Genomic DNA, 15694 nt, shown 5'->3' on the forward strand with positions numbered 1-15694 from the left:
CAGGCACTCAGTCGCGCTGGGCCACAGCGGGCTCGCGGCGCGCCCAGACGCTGGTCAGCACGAGCAGCAGGCTCACTGCGGCGATGACCAGGGCCAGCGTGTGCAGGCCTTCGCTGCTGGCGCCGCTCCCGAAGACCAGCCCGATGGTGACCGTCGACAGAGTGGCGCCAAGGTAGCGGAAGGTCTGGAACAGGCCTCCTGCGGCGCCGATCTGGGCAGCCGGCGCGGCCCTGTACAACACCGCTTGCAGACCGAGATTGTTGAACCCGTTGGGAACCCCGAGGACAGCCCCGACGAGCAGCAGTACAGCCAGCGGTGTGGAGGGCCCGAAGAAAAGCAGCAGGAGCGAGCCGCCCAGAAGCAGGCTGGCACCCGCGATCAGCGCTGGCCTGGGTCCCGACCGGGCGATCAGGCGGCCGGCAACAGGTGTCGCCAGCACTCCCACGCCGGCAACCGGCAGCAGGATGAGTCCGACAGTTTCGGGAGCCAGGCGCCGCGTCTCCTCCAGCCAGAGCGGCAGGCCGAAGAAGACGGAATAGAAAACGAGGTTCACAGCAGCGAACTGGACGTAGACGCCGACCAGCGAACGGTTGGCCGCCAGAAGCCGAAGGTCGAGGAAGGGAGCGCCCACCCGCCGCTCGCGCCAAAGCAGCAGAATCGCCGCCGGGACAGCAAGGATGAGTAACTGCCACAGACGCCGCCCTGAGAGGGAGAGGAGAAAGCCGAGCAAGCTCGTGAGAAAGACGCTGAACAGTACAACTCCCGGAATGTCGAGCGACCGCAGTGCTCCCCGCCTCTCTGAGGCCACACCGCTCCCGTATCGCTCAGCCGGATCGGGCGGCAGCCAGACCCGGGTCAGAACCAGTCCGAGTGCGGTGATGGGAACGTTGACCAGGAAGATCGCCGGCCAGCCGGCCAACGCGATCAGGCTCCCCCCGAGGATCGGACCCAGCGCTGCGCTCACCGAGGCGGCCACCGCCAGGGCGCCGAGCGCAGCCACAGGTGGGCGATCCCGCCGATCCTGGGCCCGCATGATGGCGAGTCCTGCCGGATAGGCTGTCGCGGTGCCGAAGGCCTGAGCTACACGAATGGCCAGCAACCAGCCGAACGAGGGAGCCAGCGGCGCCGCGGCACCCGTCAGGCCCACCAAGACCAGGCCCAGACTGAAGATGCGCCGAGGCCCGAAGAGGTCGGCAAGCCTGCCCATCAGCGGCATGCCGATGGCTCCCCCGAGGTAGAAGCCGGAGACGAGCCACGTGGCTGTCGCGATGCTGACGCCGAAGCTCCGGCCGAGGCTGAGCAGGGCTACAGCTATCATGGATGAGTTGAGCGGATTGAGCAGAGTGCCCACCAGCACGCTGCCCACGAGCCGCCAGGGCAGGCGCTCTGAGCGCTCCGCAGCCGACGGGGAGGCAGTCAGCGACGGCGCTCCCCGCTGCCCCAAGGCAGGCTGGAGAACGGGTCGACACCTCTCACCTCGCTCAGCCCGAACCCTCTCCCGTCGGACCGCCTCATGGCCACCATCGTCGGCGATTTCGCGGAGCGTCCTTGTCGCCCTCCCTTCAGCAGGCTGCCCAGTGAGGCCGAGGTGGTTGAGCCTGCTTCGCTTGGCAGGACGAGGACCGGATTCGCCCGCCGCCGTCCCGGCTGTCAGGCAGTGAGGTAGGCGAACCCCACAGCTCCGGGCCCGGTGTGGGTGCCGAGCACGCAGCCGATCTGGCCGATCACCACCTCCACCTCCGGCAGCTCCTGTGCCAGCTCCTCGCGCAGGCGTTCCGCGTCCGCCGGGGCCTGCGCGTGCATGACCGCCAGTCGCTCGATCGGTAGATCCTGTCTCAACAGCTGCAGCAGCCTCATCAGGGCCTTGCCGCGCGTGCGCACTCTATCGACGCTCTTGATCTCCCCCTCTTGGAGGGAGAGGATCGGCTTCAGGTCGAGCATCGTGCCCAGCATTGCCTGGGCGCGGCTCACCCGACCGCCCAGCTCGATGTAGCGCAGCGTGTCGAGCAAGGCCAGAACCTTCTGCCGGCCGAGGCGCTCCCGCACTCGCTGCAGCGCCTGGTCCAGATCCGGCGCTTCGGCAGCCACCTGGGCCAGAAAGCCGACAGTCATCGTCACCGAGCCCGAATCGATCACGTGGACAGGAAAGCCATCCAGGCCGGCGGCGCCCAACCGGGCGGCTTCGGTCGTGCCGGAGAGGGTGCCCCCGATGTGGATGGAGATGATGCCCTCGCATTCACTGCTCAAGCTTTGATAGAGCTCGGCAAACGCTCCCGGGGAAGGAGCCGAGGTGGTGGGCAGCCGGTCGGCGGTCTTGAGGCGCGCGAAGAACTGCGCGTCGGTCAGGTCCACCCGGTCACGGAAGGGCTCCCGGCCGAAGAGCACTGTCAGCGGGACGACGCTGATCCCGTAGCGCTCGATCCACTGCAGTGGGACGTCGGCGGTCGAGTCTGTGACTACCCGAAAACGAGAGCCGGCGCCCAAGCGCTATTCGACCGAGAGGATGAAGGGGTAGTGTTCCTGGCCGCCGGCTTGCAGCTCGACCTCCAGGCTGGGAAAGCGGCCCCGGATCGATTCGGAGAGCTGGTTCACTTCGGACTCGCTTGCCTGTGAGCCGCGATAGATGGTGACGAGCTCATAGTCGTGCGCTCCGATGCCGTCCAGCGCCCTTTCCACTACCGCCCCATAGTCACCGCCGGCGTGCCGGAGCTTGTCGTTGATAAGCGCAATGACGTCGCCTTTCTTGACCTCGACTCCGTTGGCGCGGCTGTCGCGCACGGCATGGGTGACCTCGATCGTCTGCACGTGCTGCGCAGACTCCTGCATGGCTGCCGCGTTCTCCGTCACAGTCCGGTCGGGGTGAAAGGCGACCAGCGCCGCCACCCCCTGCGGCACGGTGCTGGTCGGCAGAACGTGGACCTGCTTGGCCGTCAGGGCAGCAACCTGGCGCGCGGCGAGGATGACGTTCTTGTTGTTGGGGAGCAGCAGCACCTCCTGGTAAGGCACTTGCTCCACAGCCGTGAGCATGTTCTCGGTGCTGGGGTTCATCGACTGACCCCCCTCGACGATGGCGTCAGCGCCCAGACCTCGCATGACCTCCGCCAGGCCAACGCCCGAGGCGATCGCCACCAAGCCGACGCCGTTGGGCCGGGTGGACATGGGCGCGGCGGCGCTCTCGTCCGCGCCGCTGACTTCCTGCTCCAAGATCCGCCGGTGCTGGCTCGACATGTCCCCCACGTTCAGCCGGTCGATCTTGCCATGGGCGCCGGCCAGGCTCAGAACGCGCGCCGGGTCGTCGGTGTGGACGTGCACTTTGACGGCCGACTCGTCACCTACCACGAGAACCGAATCGCCGAGGGCTGCGATCTCAGCGCGAAGGCCAGCCACGTCCAGGTCGGCACCCAGGATGAGGAATTCAGTGCAGTAACCCCAGCCCTCTTGAGGCAGTTCGAGCGTGGCCTGGGCGGCCGGTTGCACACCGCTCAGCCTTTCCAGCTCCGCCTCCGTCTTCTCGACGGAATGGAGCATGCCTTCCAGCATCACAAGCAGGCCATAGCCCCCTGCGTCCACCACCCCGGCCTCGCGCAGGACACTCAGCTGGCTGGGGGTCCGCTCGACCGCCGTGCGCGCTCCGGACGTGGCAGCCTCGATCACCCTTGCCACAGTGGCGCCCGGTTCGTCGGCGGCGACCTTGGCCGCCCGGCCCGCCTCCCGAGCGACGCTCAGGATGGTTCCCTCGGTCGGCTTGATCACTGCCCGGTAGGCGGCGTTGGCGGCTTCCTCGAACGCTGCGGCCAGCTCAGCCGGGGTCAGTTCCGAGTGGCCTTGAACGGCGTTGCCGAAGCCGCGGAAGATCTGCGAAAGGATCACCCCCGAGTTGCCGCGAGCCCCCATCAGGCTGCCGTGGGCGGCGATCCGAGCGATCTTGGACACTTCGGTTGCGCTTGACTCCCGGATATCCTCCACAGCTGATTGGAGCGTCAGGAGCATGTTGGTGCCCGTGTCCCCGTCGGGCACGGGGAACACGTTCAGCCTGTTGATCTCCTCCTGCTTCGCCACAAGACGCGCCAGACTGCCGAGCAGCGCCTGCTTGAGCAGGGGGCCGTCGACCACCTTCCGCCGGCCACTATCCCGACCAGTTATCCCCGTGTACCCCCTGGACGTAAACGTTCACCTCGACCACCGAGACGCCGGTGGCTCGCTCCAACTCGAAGCGAACCGCCGTCTGCAGGTTGTGGGCCACCTCAGTGATGCGGACCCCGTACTGAACTATCACGTAAACGTCCACCGCCACGCCCCCCGGCGCCTCTCGAAGGTCAACCCCCCGGTGGAGGTTCTCCCGCCGCAGAAGAGTCGCTACGCCGTCCCGCAGCCCCCGGTCGGCCATGCCGCGCACGCCGTAGCAACCGGCAGCGGCGTGTCCGGCGATCGCCGCCACGACTGCCGGAAAGACCTCGATGCGGCCGGCTGGACGACCTGCGCTAAGTGGGCGCGCCGGATTCTCGACGCCGGCGCTCAGGTTCAGGCTCACGATCGCCTATGGTACAATCCGCCTTCGTTCCCAGTGTGATGGACTTGGCGTGCTTTCCAGCCGGCAGTCCTGACCGGGCAAGAGTGGGCCGGTCCCAGCGGAGCGCTTTCCAAATCATGGCTCAGAAATGCGAACTTTGCGGCAAGGGCCCGCAGTATGGACACAATGTCAGCCACTCGAAGCTCCGGACCAACCGGCGGTTCCTACCCAACCTGCAGACCGGCCACGTGCTGATCGGCGGGAAGCTGGTCAAGGCCCGCGTGTGCACCCGCTGCCTTCGGCGGAGCACTTCCGGGCGGCCCTGAAGGGCTGATCTTCCTCTTCGGGGCGGCCCTCGCGTTCCTCGCCAGCCTGGCGGTTCAATTCCTCCTCTACGCCAGGGTCCTGCAGCCTGCGTTCGCCGGCCCCGCCGAGGCGCGCCTGGGCGCGGTTCGACGCTGGCTGAAACTGGTCGCCGGCTGCAACCTGGCGCTGCTGGTCATGTGCGCCGCTTACCTGCTCCTGATGCGGGGCCGGGAGACCGGTTTCCTCTGGGTGCTACCGCCGGCGGCGGCACTGTTCGGGGGCGCCATCTGCCTCCAGCTGGGCGCCGGCCGGATCGCGCGCGAGGCAATGCGGTGATACGCCAAGATCCCAGAGGTGCGGATGGGGCTTTCGGCCGCAGCTCTAGCTCGGCGTTGACACTCTGATGAGGATTCTGGCCCCCGCAGCCGCTGTAGGATCGTCCGCATCCGGCTCTGGCCAGCAGTGGCTGGCCGAGCTCACGTCCAAGCCATGAGACAACGCGCCAGCCGACCCAATCAGTCCGGAAGGTTCCTCTCCGTCCGCTTCGTGATCCTGACGCTGATCGGCTTCCTACTGGCCGGCGGGGCGGGAGCCGGAGCCTACTTCCTGCCCGCGCTGGCGGCCGCTCGCCAGATCACTGACGTCGGACCGCCGAATCTCGGCTCGGTCACGCAGCCGAGCGCACCCGTGATCGACGTCTCCGGCAACCTTCAGCCCTTCACAGTTCTCCTGCTCGGCTCCGACAACGACGCCAAGTTCGACCCCAACCAGGTGCTCACTCAATCCATGATCCTGGTCCGGGTTGAGCCGGCGACGCACAAGGTGGCTATGTTCTCGATCGCTCGGGACCTCTACGTGCCGATCCCCCAAAACGGCACTGCCAAGATCGACAAGGCCTACGCCTTTGGCGGCGCCAAGCTGGCCATGGCGACTGTGCAGCAGAACTTCCAGGTCCGGATCGACAACTATGTCTGGATCGGCCTGGAAGGCCTGGTCAAGCTGATCGACATGGTCGGCGGAGTCGACCTGGTGACCAGCAATCCCGTGCTGGATGACTACTACCCCGACGACATCCACTCCAGCGATCCCTACGGCTACACTCGCGTCGCCGTGCTGCCAGGGGCGCAACACCTTGACGGCATCCACGCCATGCAGTACGTACGCTCGCGCCATAGCGACCTGCGGGGTGACTTCGGCCGCTCTGTGCGCCAGCAGCAGGTGCTGCTGGCTCTACGAACCAAGGCCAAGAGTCTGACCGCCGCGGACATCCCTGACCTCGCCAGCACCTTCAACGGGCAGCTGAAGACTGATCTGAGCCTTGATCGCATCCGGGCCCTGCTGCCGGTGGCCGCCAAGGTCCAGACCCAGGATGTGAAACAGACGACGCTGCTCAACTACACGGTCGGCGAGAATATCGGTGGCGAGGACGTCCTGCTGCCAAGTGACTGGGCGGCCATTCACGCGCTTGTGCACCAGGACTTTCCTTCCTGAACGGCACAACGCAGTGGGTCCGCCGTGGCTTGGCCCTCGTTCTCGTTGCAGCGATGGTTGGCTTCGGCTACGGCGTGTACCACTACCTGGAGTCACTCAAGAGTCGCGTCACAACTGAAAAAGCGGTTGCCCCGGCGAAGGCGAAGTTCAGCCTGCCGGGAAGCGTGTTCGTCGCCCAGGGCGGCGCTCTCTACCGGCTTCGGGCGGGCAGCTTCCAGCAGATCGCCAACGGGGGCTGGACCCAGCCCTCGCCGGGACCCCCGAACCAGCTCCTGGCGGTGAAGCGGGACGCGCAGTTCTCAGACCTCTACCTGCTCGACTACGACGGCCACGTCGTGAAGCAGCTGACGCACAACGCCAACACTGACGTTCACCTGAACCACTGGTCGTTCTATCCCCACCTCAGCGGCGATGGTCAGACCGTCTACTACTCCTGGGATCCCAAGGACCCCGGCAACTTCTATCGGGTGGACCTGGCTGTCTATGCGATGCCTGTCGACGGCCTGCAGCGCCAGGCCCGGGCCTGGACCGACCCCAATCAGTACACCGGCGGCGACGTCCAGCCGGCGCCACTCAAGAGCGGAGGTCTCATCTATGCCAAGTTCGGGCTCACGCCGGACGGCAAGAACATCTCCCAGCTGTGGCTGACGACCCGGGCCCGGGCCACCGGGACACCGCTGACCAAAGAGGAGGATGGCTGCGCCCAGCCGGCGCTTTCCCCGGACGGTAAGCGGCTGGCCATGGTCTGCACGGCAGCCGGCCAGCCGAGCAAGCTGACGGTCGCCGACTTCGACGGGAAGGCGCTGGGTCCGGCGACTGTGGTCGCCACCGGCCTGGTGGCGGCGCCCGGCTGGGCGCCCGACGGAAATGGTTTGCTCTACCTCAGCGCTCTGGACACGACAGGCCACTTCCAGCTCTTTTTTCAGGATCTGACAGCGCCCGCGGCGCCTGCCGTTCCGGCCACTGCGAAACCGACTGGGCCCGCCACCCCGCTCCCGGTGCCCTCACCCAAGCCCGCACGCCAGCTGACGACCAACAACGACTACGACGCGACCTCAGCTCCCACCTGGCTCGCTGGCTAGCGCCTGCCCCAGCCCGGCCCCCGGCCTCGGCCGCGCCTGGGTCAGCGGCCGAGCTTCCGGTCCAGCTCGGCGGACAGTTTTTGAAGTCCCAGGTCCAGCCCCCGCCAGACGCGCTCCTGCTCTTCGGGCGAGGGCGGAAACGGCTCAGGATCGATCAGCTCGGCGGCCAGCTCCGGCCGCTGGACCATCTCGGCGAAGAGCAGCGTCCAGGCCCGCGGCACAACTTCTCGCAGCGCATAGCCGCCTCCGCCCAGCGCCACCCAGCGGCCCTGGCAGAGCTCGTGGGCCAACGTGTGGAAGCGGTTGCCAATCCGCGGCCAGATGGCGGTGGAAGTTTGCAGATGGGCCAGCGGATCGAGTAGGTGGCTGTCGCAACCGTCCTGCGTCACCAGCACGGTCGGCTGGAAGTCCCGGATCAGAGGAATCAGCGCTTCAAAAGCGGCGAGCCAGGGCTCATCCCAGCAGTAGGGCTCTAACGGCAGATTGACCGAGGTCCCCCGGGCTGGCGCCTTACCTAGCTCATCCGGAAAGCCGGTGCCTGGGAAGAGGTAGCGCCCGCTCTCATGCAGGCTGACGGTGAGCACCTCGGGATCGGCATAAAAGATTGCCTGAGTCCCGTCGCCGTGATGCACGTCCACATCCACGCAGGCAACCCGGTGGCCGCGTTCCCGAAGCCAGGCCGCGGCCACTGCCACATCGTTATAGACACAGAACCCGGAGGCCCAGCGGGCCTGGGCGTGGTGCAGGCCCCCGGCCGGGCTGAAGACGTGCAGAGCGTCGCCGCTGTGCACGGTTTCGGCGGCCACCACGCTGGCACCCACCACTGTCGCGGCGGCTTCGTGCATGCCGTCAGCCACCGGGTTGTCAGAGCTGCCAAAGCCGGCTGCCTCAACCTGCCAGGGGCCAGCTTCAGGCCGGCGGGCAGGATCGCTCAGGGCAGCCACCAGGTCGATGTAGGAACTGTCGTGAACCAGTTCCAGCTCCTGCCGGCTGGCCGTCTTGGGAGCCAGCACACTCGCGTACTCAAGCAGTCCCGAGGCGCGCATCTGCTCGACCGCGAGCTTCACCCGGATCGGCTGGAGTGGATGGTCTTCGCTCAGCTTGTAGGCCATTAGCTCCTCGGACCAGACGAGGCCTACTCTGCCAGGCACGCCGCCACTAATGGGCCCTCGGCACGACTGAGTGGGCTGACGCCCGCCGGCCTCTCCCTTCTCGCCGGAGCAGCAGAACTGGTACGGGCGAATGGTCAACCACGAATCTTGCGGTGGAGCCGAGCGAGTGCGGTCCCGGCCGCAGCTCCGCCTCGGGAGGTCGGGCCCCGATGACTATCAGCTCGCAACCGCCGCCCGCCGCGAGCCGGACAAGCTCCCGGCCCGGCTCTCCCTCGCCCAGCCAGGTCTCGCAGCCGGCGCCCAGCCTCTCCGCCACGGTCGCCGCCTCCGCCAGTATCGAGGTGGCGGCATCCCTTTCTGCCGCACCGATGTCGCGGAGGCGATGACCGGGAAGCGGCCTGCCCAGGAAGCGGCCGCGGATGAGCTCCATGTCGCCGCGGGCGCCGTTGTCGATAACGTGGGCCAGGAGCAGCGTGCGACCGGCCAGGCGGACGGAGGCCAGCGCAGCTTCCAGCTCAGGCCCTGCGCCCACCTCACTCACCGCGACCAGCACAGCACTCAACGAAAGCTCACAGCCAGGGCGATGCCTGCCGTCAGCAGGACAGCTGGCGTAACCATCACCCCAATCTTGATGTATTGCCGCGCCGAGACCTCCAGGCCCCGACGGCGCACGATGAGAAGCCAGAGCATGGTGGAGAGAGATCCGACAGGGGTCAGATTGGGACCGATGTCGGCGCCGGCCAGGCTGCCCAACAGGAACGGCCGGAGAAGTGACTCAGGCAGCCGCGCAGCATGCGCACCGGAAATCAGGACCAGGCTGGCCGGAAGATTGTTGAGAACGTTCGAACCGACCGCAGCGCCCAGCAGCCCAGCCGCCGCGGCCGTCGCCGGAGTCTGAGCGAAGCCGAGCAGCAGGCTGACCAGGCCGGCCGTCAGCCCTGTCAGCTCCACGCCCTTGACCAGGAGCAGCAAACCGCTGACATAGCCCAGCAGCGTCAGGCTGAAATGCTCCCTGACGCGAGCCGGCTGGAGGCCACCGCTCAAGGCGGCAAGCCCCGCCAGCAGCGCGCTGCCGGCGATCGCCACCAAGCCCAGCGGGAAACGGGCCAGCGAGGCAGCCACATAGGCCAGCGCGATCAGGCCCAGGCCGCCGGTGGTCAACCTGAACAGTCGCTGCTCGGCGCGAGTCCGGGGCGGCTGCAGAGCGCGGCTGGGCTCGAAGCGCTGCCTGAGCTGACGCCGGAAGAGCAGGAGGAACAGCCCCGCGTTGACGGCGACAGCCAGCAGGGACGCCAGCAGCAGATGGCCGGCATAGGCGACCAGGTTCAGCTGCAGGGAGTCACTGATGAGCACATTGACCGGGTTGGAAACCGGCAGCGTCAGGGAGGCGGTATCCGCCACAAAGGTGGTGGCGAAGAGGAAGGGCAGCGGTGGGAGCCGGAGCCGGGTGGTGAGGGTGTAGACCACGGGGGTGAGAATCAGCGCTGTGGCGTCGTTGGAGAGGAAGGCCGTCACCAGGGCACCCACCGTGAAAATCGCCAGGAGCAGCAGCCGGCCGCTGCCGCGGGCGCTGCGAGCGGCCAGCGCGGCGGCGGCATCGAAGAAGCCTGCCGCGTCCGCCAGACCTGCTGTCAGCATCAACCCAACCAGGAAGAGGAGGAGGTTCCACTGGCCGGCCAGGGTGCTGGCTGCCTGCAGCGGGCTGAGGAGTCCGAGCAGAAGCAGCGCAGCGGCCCCTGTTAGCGTCGCAAGCGCCTCGTTCAGGCGGCGCGGCCGCGTCAACACCAAGAGCAAGACCAGGCCAAAGACGGCCCCAGCCACAGCCTCTCGGCTTGCGGAACTGCCCAGCCTAGTTGCCTAAAAGGGCCGATTGGGCAGAGATGCGCCCTTTGTAGCTGGTACAGGCAACTCGCGTCCCGCTCCAGGTGATTGGCCGACCATCACGGCTGCTGACAGTGGGGGGACAGCCTCTAAGACGGTGGCCGCGACGCCCCCCGGCCCGACTTGAGCGGCCGCGGCACGATCGGCTGGTCCGCCCGGCGCAGCTCACCGGCCAAGCCGGCCTCCTCACCGTACTCTCCATCTTCGACCCCTCCCTGCAGCCGGCTCAACAGGTTGGCCATCTCGATTGCCGTCTCGGCGGCTTCGGCGCCCTTGTTGTTCTTGGGCCCGGAGCGCGCCAGCGCCTGGTCTCGGTCGTAGGTGGTCAGGATGCCGTTGGCGCAGGGCACTCCGGTGTCCAGGTTGACATGCATGAGCCCGGCCGCGGACTCGCCGGCCACGAACTGGAAGTGGGCGGTCTCGCCGTTGATGACGCAACCCAAGGCCAGCAACGCGTCAAATGCGCCTGACTCGGCCATGGTCATGGCCGCCAGCGGAATCTCCATCGCCCCCGGCACCCAGACCACTTCGGGATCTGCCGCGCCATGCTCGGCCAGCGCCTCCAGCGCGCCGCGCAGCAGTCTTCTCGAGATGTCCGGGTTGAAGCGGGAGACTATGACCCCCACGCGCAGCCGAGAGGCGTCGAGGTCTTCAGGGGCCGGCCGCTCCCGGCCGCGCTCACCCACCAGCGGCCGGCGCGCGTCGGATTGCGGGGCGGTCAGAGCAGATGACCAAGCTTCTCTTTCTTGGTGAGCAGATAGCGAGCGTTGTGCTCGGTCGGCTCGATCCGGATCGGCACCTGCTCGACCACCTCCAGCCCGAAGCCCTCGATGCCTATCAGCTTCCGGGGGTTGTTGGTCAAGAGGCGCAAGCGCCGCACGCCCAGGTCGTAGAGGATCTGGTTGCCGATGCCGTAGTCGCGCGAGTCAGCCGGTTGGTCAAGCGCCTCGTTGGCTTCCACGGTGTCCAGGCCCTGGTCCTGCAGGTTGTACGCCTTCAGCTTCTCGACGAGCCCGATGCCGCGCCCCTCGTGGTTGTCGAAGTAGAGCAGGACGCCGCTTCCCTCCTCCGCAATGGCCGCCAGGGCGGCGTGCAGCTGGGGCCCGCAGTCGCACCGCTGGCTGCCGAAGACGTCGCCGGTCAGACAGCGCGAGTGGGCGCGGATCAGGGTCGGTCGGTCAGGACTGATCTGGCCCAGCACCATTGCCACATGGATCTCCCCCGTCAAGACCTCCTCGTATGCGTGGGCGTACCAGCGGCGACCGTCCAGCGGGATCGGCGTCACGACCCGCCGCTGCACCAGCCGCTCGGTCCGCCGCCGGTAAGCGATCAGGTCCTTAATAGTGATGAGCTTGATCCCGTGCTTGGTCGAGAAGCCCTCCAGCTGGGGCAGGCGGGCCATCGTGCCGTCGTCGTTCATCACCTCACAGATGACGCCGGCAGGGTAGAGCCCGGCCATCAGAGCGAGATCCACCGCCGCCTCCGTCTGGCCGGCGCGCTTCAGCACGCCACCCTCCACCGCTCGCAGAGGAAAGGTGTGGCCGGGCTTGGCGAAGTCGCTCGGCTCGGCCTTCGGGTTGACCAGATGCCGGATGGTGGCCGCGCGATCCTGGGCCGAGATTCCTGTCGAGACGAACTCACGCGCCTCCACTGAGACGCTGAAGGCTGTGCCATAGCGGCTTGTGTTGTGCTGCACGGCAGGCTCGATCTGCAGTTCGTCGAGCCGGGTCGACAGCATGGGGGTGCAGATGAGCCCGCTTGCCTTCTTGGCCATGAAGGCAATGTGCTCAGGGGTTGCCAGCTGGGCTGCCACACAGAGATCGCCCTCGTTCTCGCGATCCTCGTCGTCGACGATGATCACGAACTTGCCCGCCTCGAAATCGGCGATGGCTTCCGGGATGCTGGCGAGCGGCACCCTAAAAGGTTACCGAGCGCCGTCTCGGCCGCTGAGCAGACGTTCGACGTAGCGGGCTATGACGTCGACCTCCAGGTTGACGGCAGTCCCGGGTTCGTACCGGCCGGCGATCGTGCGTTCGAGCGTGTGCGGGATGAAGGCGACGCTGAAGGACCGAGCGTCGGCAGCCAGGCCGGCCACCGTCAGGCTCGTCCCGTCCAGCGTCACCGAGGCCTTTTCCGCCACGTAGGGGGCAAGCTCGCCGGGCAGCTCGAACTCGATCTCGCTCCCAAGTCCGACGGGCCGCACTGCGAGCACTCGGACGACAGCGTCGACGTGACCCTGGACCAGATGGCCGTCCAGCCCCTGAGCAAGGCTCAGCGGCAGCTCCAGGTTGACGGCTTGGTGAGCCGTCAAGGCGCCGAGGTTGGTCCGGCTCACAGTCTCCGGCACCACATCGGCGAAAAACGCCTGCCCCTCCATTTCGGTCACGGTCAGGCAGACGCCGTTGACAGCCACGCTGGCGCCGACGCTGAGGCGCCCAGCGATGTCAGCTGCTGTGATGCCAAGGCGACCGCTGCCCGCCTCCGCGACGCTACCCAGCGAGCTGACGATCCCTGTGAACATAGCCCGATATAACCAGATCGCTGCCCAGCCACTCGCTGCGGACACCTGTCAAGCGCCAGGCAGCCGCCATGCTGGCGGCGCCCAAGCCGGCCACTGGAGGGGTCGCCGCTGCTCCGCCGATGACGGTCGGCGCCAGATAGGCGAAGACCTGGTCCACCAGCTGCTGGTCGAAGAAAGCGCCGTGCACCTGGCCACCGCCCTCGACCAGAACGCTGAGGATCCCGCGCTCGCCCAGCCGGCGCAAGAGGCCCGGCAGATCGCGACCGTCGTCCAGCAGGTGCTCCCCGCGCAGCGCCCGCGCTGAGCTGGGAACCCGGCCCCGGCTGGACAGGACCACCCGAAGGGGCTGGCGTGCGTTCGGCAGGCGGGCGCTCAGCTCCGGGTCGTCCGCCAGCACGGTCCCAGCACCCACCAGGATGGCATCGTGCTGATGGCGCAGCCGGTGAGCGTGAAGCCGGGCCGCTTCGCCGGTCACCCACCTGGATTCCCCTGTGCGGGTGGCGATTCGCCCATCCAGGCTGGCCGCGAACTTGACGGTGACGAAGGGCAGCCCGGTCCGCCGCTGCTGCAGGTAGAAGCGGTTGAGCGCCGCGGCTTCTGCCGCCAAAACGCCCTCGCTCACTTCCAGCCCGGCCGCTCGCAGGCGCTCCAAGCCCCGGCCGGCAACCTGAACATCGGGATCCCGCAGGCCGACCACTGTGCGGCGCAGCCCGGCCGCGATCAGCGCATCGGCGCAGGGCGGTGTTCGGCCGTGGTGCGGGCAGGGCTCCAGCGTGACGTAGGCAGTGCCCTCGTGGGCACGGCCCGCGGCGCGCGCGAGCGCGATCGCCTCGGCGTGGTCACTGCCGGCGCTGCGATGCCAGCCCTCGCCGGCCAGATTGCCACGGCGATCAAGCAGGACGGCGCCGACCATCGGGTTAGGGCTGGTGCGATAGTCGGCCCGCGCGGCGAGACGCAGCGCCCGCCGCATCCACTGTTCGTCTACTTCTGGGTGCTGGTCCGCTGAAGCCAAGCTTGGTCACGAAACAAGGGTCTCGGCCGGACCGAGAACCGCCCCTCGGCAGTCCATTCCCAGGCAGCGAGGCTCACCTGAAGGCATGGTACTGCCTGGGCAGACGGGGGCTATGCGGGGCTCCGTGGATCAATCGGTGGAGCGAGCCCACCGGCAACTGAATAGGGGTTCTGAGAAAGTTCATCGAGCTGACGATCTACCGAAGCGATAGTGGATCAGAGCAGCCACCTTCTCGCAGAGAAGAGTGGGTGCGTAAGTGGACAAGCCCTCGGGCGATTAGTACCGCTCAGCTCAAGCAGTCACCTGTCTTACACCTGCGGCCTATCTACCTGGTGGTCTACCAGGGCCCTTACCCGGTTACCCGGTGGGAGACCTTATCTTGAAGTCGGCTTCGTGCTTAGATGCTTTCAGCGCTTATCCGAACCGGACATGGCTACCCGGCACTGCCACTGGCGTGACAACCGGTACACTAGCGGTCCGTTCAACCCGGTCCTCTCGTACTAGGGTCAACCCTTCTCAAGTCTCCTACGCGCACGGCGGATAGGGACCGAACTGTCTCACGACGTTCTAAACCCAGCTCGCGTACCGCTTTAATGGGCGAACAGCCCAACCCTTGGGACCGACTCCAGCCCCAGGATGCGACGAGCCGACATCGAGGTGCCAAACCGCGCCGTCGCTGTGGACGCTTGGGCGCGATAAGCCTGTTATCCCCGGGGTAACTTTTATCCGTTGAGCGACGGTCATTCCACTTTGAACCGTCGGATCACTATGCCCGACTTTCGTCCCTGTTCGACTTGTAGGTCTCACAGTCAAGCTCCCTTATGCCATTGCACTCTACGCCTGATTTCCACCCAGGCTGAGGGAACCTTTGGGCGCCTCCGTTACTTTTTGGGAGGCGACCGCCCCAGTCAAACTACCCACCAGACACTGTCCCTGATCCGGATTACGGACCGAGGTTAGACACCCAATTCGACCAGAGTGGTATTTCAACGTTGACTCCACCGACACTAGCGTGCCGACTTCACAGTCTCCCACCTATCCTACACAAGCCGAACCGAGCACCAATATCAAACTATAGTAAAGGTCCCGGGGTCTTTCCGTCCTGCCGCGCGTAACGAGCATCTTTACTCGTAGTGCAATTTCGCCGAGCCTATGGTTGAGACAGTCGAGAAGTCGTTACGCCATTCGTGCAGGTCGGAACTTACCCGACAAGGAATTTCGCTCTAGGCACTCCCCATGTCGCCATGAGGCTAGGACCATATCTTCACCTCGTTGTCGATTCGAGGTGGCTGGCGTATGGCCTCTGAGGATTCCAGAAAACGAGACGGCTTGCGAAAGTTCATTTGCTCAGCGATGAGTGCGATCTCAACCAAACCGTCGATAGTCAGATGACGGCCGGCTTGCATGAGATGGAGCACTCGCGTAAAGCTGGCGAACTCATATGCTTTCGCCGTATGAAGTGGATGACATTCGAAGAACGGCACGATGCGATTGGTGAGGTGCTTGAATGTACGGACCGACCACCGGCTGATGGGCTCCCGATGGTTGTCCTTACGCTCCTGCGTCTGACCTGACCACAGTCGAAATACTGCCGCAACTCTGTCAAGACATGCCTACTAGAGGCAGCTTGAACCACCGCGAACTCCGGTTGAACCTGCCAACCGAGGCGCGCGAACGACTGCCGAAAGATCGGCACCGAGAAACAGCCCTCGCCGTCAACGAACCCGACAATCCACTGCTCGAATCCTGGCCTTTCCTGCTGATTGTCCGCACCGGCCG

At 66.5% G+C, this 15694-nt stretch carries 14 protein-coding genes, 1 rRNA gene and 1 pseudogene; 4 read left to right on the top strand and 12 right to left on the bottom strand.

Features of this window, described 5'->3' with window-relative positions:
* Positions 1-7 precede the first annotated feature (7 nt).
* The 4 genes from ACR2MZ_RS07385 to ACR2MZ_RS07400 form a co-directional block, all read right to left on the bottom strand.
* Positions 8-1444 carry an MFS transporter gene (locus tag ACR2MZ_RS07385; protein WP_434004413.1) on the bottom strand — a complete coding sequence of 479 codons (1437 nt, stop codon included), beginning with the start codon at positions 1442-1444 and terminating at the stop codon, positions 8-10.
* A 206-nt stretch (positions 1445-1650) separates the two neighbouring features.
* Positions 1651-2484: a DegV family protein gene (locus tag ACR2MZ_RS07390; RefSeq protein WP_434004414.1), complete on the bottom strand. Its 834-nt coding sequence runs from the start codon at positions 2482-2484 to the stop codon at positions 1651-1653.
* 3 nt (positions 2485-2487) lie between these two features.
* The gene (locus tag ACR2MZ_RS07395; protein WP_434004415.1) at positions 2488-4113 is read right to left on the bottom strand and encodes a DAK2 domain-containing protein; all 1626 of its coding nucleotides are present in this window, start codon (positions 4111-4113) and stop codon (positions 2488-2490) included.
* A 13-nt stretch (positions 4114-4126) separates the two neighbouring features.
* Positions 4127-4531 (bottom strand): Asp23/Gls24 family envelope stress response protein, encoded by a 405-nt coding sequence (locus ACR2MZ_RS07400; protein ID WP_434004416.1) that lies wholly within the window; start codon positions 4529-4531, stop codon positions 4127-4129.
* Between the two features lie 116 nt (positions 4532-4647).
* Between ACR2MZ_RS07400 and rpmB the strand changes: the two genes are divergently transcribed.
* The 4 genes from rpmB (at position 4648) to ACR2MZ_RS07420 (ending at position 7389) form a co-directional block, all read left to right on the top strand.
* Entirely contained in the window at positions 4648-4836 is a 189-nt protein-coding gene (gene rpmB, locus ACR2MZ_RS07405) for a 50S ribosomal protein L28 (protein ID WP_434004417.1), read from the top strand.
* Between the two features lie 175 nt (positions 4837-5011).
* On the top strand, positions 5012-5152 hold the full coding sequence (locus ACR2MZ_RS07410; RefSeq protein WP_434004418.1) for a hypothetical protein: 141 nt from the start codon (positions 5012-5014) through the stop codon (positions 5150-5152).
* A gap of 153 nt (positions 5153-5305) precedes the next feature.
* Entirely contained in the window at positions 5306-6307 is a 1002-nt protein-coding gene (locus ACR2MZ_RS07415) for an LCP family protein (RefSeq protein ID WP_434004419.1), read from the top strand.
* A 29-nt stretch (positions 6308-6336) separates the two neighbouring features.
* Positions 6337-7389: a TolB family protein gene (locus ACR2MZ_RS07420; protein ID WP_434004420.1), complete on the top strand. Its 1053-nt coding sequence runs from the start codon at positions 6337-6339 to the stop codon at positions 7387-7389.
* A gap of 41 nt (positions 7390-7430) precedes the next feature.
* Here ACR2MZ_RS07420 and ACR2MZ_RS07425 read toward each other — a convergent pair whose 3' ends face one another.
* From ACR2MZ_RS07425 to ACR2MZ_RS07460, 8 genes and pseudogenes are all read right to left on the bottom strand, one after another.
* On the bottom strand, positions 7431-8540 hold the full coding sequence (locus tag ACR2MZ_RS07425) for an acetoin utilization protein AcuC (RefSeq protein ID WP_434004421.1): 1110 nt from the start codon (positions 8538-8540) through the stop codon (positions 7431-7433).
* A gap of 7 nt (positions 8541-8547) precedes the next feature.
* Positions 8548-9054, bottom strand: a complete 507-nt coding sequence (locus ACR2MZ_RS07430) for a universal stress protein (protein ID WP_434004434.1) — start codon at positions 9052-9054, stop codon at positions 8548-8550.
* Positions 9055-9059: 5 nt separating this feature from the next.
* Positions 9060-10322: an ArsB/NhaD family transporter gene (locus tag ACR2MZ_RS07435; RefSeq protein ID WP_434004422.1), complete on the bottom strand. Its 1263-nt coding sequence runs from the start codon at positions 10320-10322 to the stop codon at positions 9060-9062.
* 278 nt (positions 10323-10600) lie between these two features.
* A pseudogene (gene ribH, locus ACR2MZ_RS07440) lies at positions 10601-11068 on the bottom strand (6,7-dimethyl-8-ribityllumazine synthase); the annotation flags it as partial.
* A 32-nt stretch (positions 11069-11100) separates the two neighbouring features.
* Entirely contained in the window at positions 11101-12297 is a 1197-nt protein-coding gene (locus tag ACR2MZ_RS07445) for a bifunctional 3,4-dihydroxy-2-butanone-4-phosphate synthase/GTP cyclohydrolase II (protein ID WP_434004423.1), read from the bottom strand.
* A 9-nt stretch (positions 12298-12306) separates the two neighbouring features.
* A complete protein-coding gene (locus ACR2MZ_RS07450; protein ID WP_434004424.1) occupies positions 12307-12903 on the bottom strand; it encodes a riboflavin synthase in 597 nt (198 codons plus the stop codon).
* Entirely contained in the window at positions 12872-13915 is a 1044-nt protein-coding gene (gene ribD, locus ACR2MZ_RS07455) for a bifunctional diaminohydroxyphosphoribosylaminopyrimidine deaminase/5-amino-6-(5-phosphoribosylamino)uracil reductase RibD (protein ID WP_434004425.1), read from the bottom strand. Before ribD ends, ACR2MZ_RS07450 begins: the two co-directional genes overlap by 32 nt.
* 256 nt (positions 13916-14171) lie before the next feature.
* Positions 14172-15694 (bottom strand): 23S ribosomal RNA (locus tag ACR2MZ_RS07460); the annotation flags it as partial.

The organism is Candidatus Dormiibacter sp., assembly GCF_050999135.1.
Lineage (GTDB): Bacteria > Chloroflexota > Dormibacteria > Dormibacterales > Dormibacteraceae > Dormiibacter > Dormiibacter spiritus.